The organism is Aeromonas sp. HMWF014, from assembly GCF_963878295.1.
Classification (GTDB): domain Bacteria; phylum Pseudomonadota; class Gammaproteobacteria; order Enterobacterales; family Aeromonadaceae; genus Aeromonas; species Aeromonas popoffii.
Window position 1 is genome coordinate 1 of sequence record NZ_CAWNYS010000541.1, and the last position, 2834, is coordinate 2834.

The 2834-nt window shown below is 60.8% G+C and carries 2 protein-coding genes; both read right to left on the reverse strand.

Annotated features, from left to right (window positions below):
- Nucleotides 1–241 precede the first annotated feature (241 nt).
- Nucleotides 242–1978 (reverse strand): ABC transporter transmembrane domain-containing protein, encoded by a 1737-nt coding sequence (locus tag AAC083_RS21080; RefSeq protein ID WP_108537635.1) that lies wholly within the window; start codon nucleotides 1976–1978, stop codon nucleotides 242–244.
- A 141-nt stretch (nucleotides 1979–2119) separates the two neighbouring features.
- Nucleotides 2120–2834: response regulator (locus AAC083_RS23415; RefSeq protein WP_258224806.1), on the reverse strand; the 715-nt coding region annotated here is incomplete at its 5' end.

Here is a 2834-nt window from a genome sequence, read left to right on the forward strand (position 1 = left end):
CCACACCAGCTGACGCGGCGCCAGGTAGTCATCGATGAAGAGCTTGATGAGCAGAGGGCCCGCCACTTCGGCACCGGTGGCCAACAGCAGGCAGATCCCGGCCTGAATCAACCAGCGGGGATAACGGGCACAGTAAGCCAGCAGACGTTTAATCGTTGGATTCACTGGCGCCCCCCACATCTTGTTCCAGACGTAAATAACGGGTTCAGCAAGACCACCAGCCGCCGTTTCATGGTCAGGTTCACAGACTCTCCTCCACGTCTTGTTCCAGCCGCTGATAGCGAACCATGTCTGCGTACCAGCCGTTGTGAGCCATCAGGACGCCGTGACGGCCCCGCTCGCTGACGCGCCCCTGCTCCAGCACCAGGATCTCGTCAGCCTGCTCCACCGCCGTCATACGGTGACTGACCAGGATCAAGGTGCGTCTGTGAGCCTTGAGCGCTTGCAAGATCTGCAGCTCGGTATGGGCATCGACCGCCGACAGGGCATCGTCCAGCACCAGGATCGGCCCCTCCAGCAGCAGGGCGCGGGCAATGGCGAGCCGCTGCTTCTGGCCGCCGGAGAGGGTCACCCCCTTCTCCCCCACGTCGGTCTCATAGCCCCTGGGGAAGCGGCGGATGTCATCGTGCACGCAGGCGATGCGCGCCACCCGCTCTATCTCCTCAGCGCTGGCATCGGGCCTGCCAAGGGCGATGTTGGCGGCGATGGTGGTGGAGAACAAAAACGGCTCCTGCGGCACATAGGCAAACTGGTCACGCAGCTCGCCAAGGGCCAGCTGCGCGATGGGCACGGCGCCCATGGTGAGCTCGCCGGCAGTGGGGTTGGCAAGGCGCATCAGCAACTTAAGCAAGGCGCTCTTGCCCGCCCCCGTGCGACCAACCACCCCCAGCATGCCGCCACGGTGCAGGGTGAAATCGATATCCTGCAGCAAGGTGCGCTGCTCCAGCTGGTAGCTCACCCCCTTGGCCTTGAGCGGAAAAGCAGAGGTAAACGTGGCCGGCTGGGCAGGCTCTTCAATATCGCTGCGCTCGGCCAACAGGCTCTCGATGCGGGAGTAAGCAGCACTGCCCCGCTCTATGATGTTGAACAACCAGGCGATGGCAAACATGGGCCAGATGAGCTGACCCAGATACATGGTGAAACTGGTGAGCTCCCCCAGAGTCAGCTCGTCACGCACCACCAGCACGCTGCCACCGGCAACGGCGAGAAAATAGGAGCAACCGATACAGAGATAGATGACGGGGTCGAACTTGGCATCGATGCGGGCCACCGCCATGTTGCACGCCCCCGCTTGCCGGGTCAGCTCGGAAAAACCCTTGTCCTCCAGAGATTCAACCGCATAGGACTTGAGTACACGCACGCCAGAGAGCGCCTCTTGGGTCTTATTGTTAAGGCGGGAAAAGGCCCCCTGCGCCGCCTTGAACTCCTTGTAGATCTGGGTGCCAAAGCGGTTCATGAAAAACGCCATCACGGGCAGGGGCAGCAGGGAGAGCAGCGTCAACTGCCAGGAGTACTGGCTGCACATGATGGAGAGCACCAGCGCCCCGACTATGATGGAGTCCACCAGAGTCAACACCCCTTCCCCGGCCGTCATCTCCACCGCCTGAATATCGTTGGTGGCGTGAGCCATCAGATCGCCGGTGCGGTGACGCTGGTAAAAATCGGGGCTCATACGGGTGAAGTGGCTGAACAGGCGGTTGCGCAGCACATAGGCCAGCCGGTAAGAGGCGCCAAACAACATGACCCGCCCCACGTAGCGCAGCAGATAGATGAGCAGACCCAGTACAAACAGCCCCGCCAGATAGCGTATCAGGGTGTCGTTGTCGAGAGAGCCCTTGGCGATGCCATCCACTACCCAGCCCACCACCCTCGGGGGGATCACGGTCAACACGGCCACCATCATCAACAAGGAAATGGCGACCAGATAACGCCGCCACTGCTCCTTGAAGAACCAGCCCAGCCTTGAGAATACGCTCACGTAGATATCCTTTGTCGCGATAAGCCAGAGGCTGCCGCCCGTCACGGGAACACGCAATGCAATCGCCCCCAGAAGGGGGCGATACGAGAGGGTCATGATAGCCTGAAGTGGCTGGCTTGAGAATAATTGCTATTTATCCCGTTACGATAAGCGATCATCTCGCTGTTCAAAGGGACTGTATGGCGTTTCCTGCTGCTCACCGGTCAGCAAGAAGTGAGACACCTCATCCCGGGTCAAGCTGAATACACGCTGCAATTGCTCCAGATCCGGCTCGGTCAGCTCTTCCTGCTGACGCAGGCGCCACTCCAGCTCCCCCGCCATGATCTGCAAGCGGGAGGCCGAAATATTGGCCGACACCCCCTTCAGGGTATGCAGCAACCGGCAGGCGATATCTGGCTGCTGACGGCGCAGGGCGGAACGGATCTCCCACAGATCATCCTTGTGCTCGGACATGAACAGCTTGAACAGGATTTGCAGTGCCTCCTTATCCTGCTCCAGCCGTTTGAGGGCATCTTCCAGATCCAGCACCCCCATCAGATCCGGCGGCTTCACCTCCAGCGGGACCCGGCATTCGCCGCTGGCACTCTTCACCCACTGCAGCAGGTTGTTGTAGAGATCCAGCTTGCTGACCGGTTTGGTGACATAGCCGTTCATGCCGACCCCAAGACAACGCTCCCGATCACCGGGCATGGCGCTGGCGGTGAGCGCTATGATGGGGACGTCGTGCTTGTCCACCATCTTGCGGATCTGGCGGGTCGCATCCAGGCCATCGAGCACCGGCATCTGCAAGTCCATCAGGATCACGTCAAATAGCTGCTCGGAGACCCGCTCGACCGCCTCACGGCCGTTGCTGACC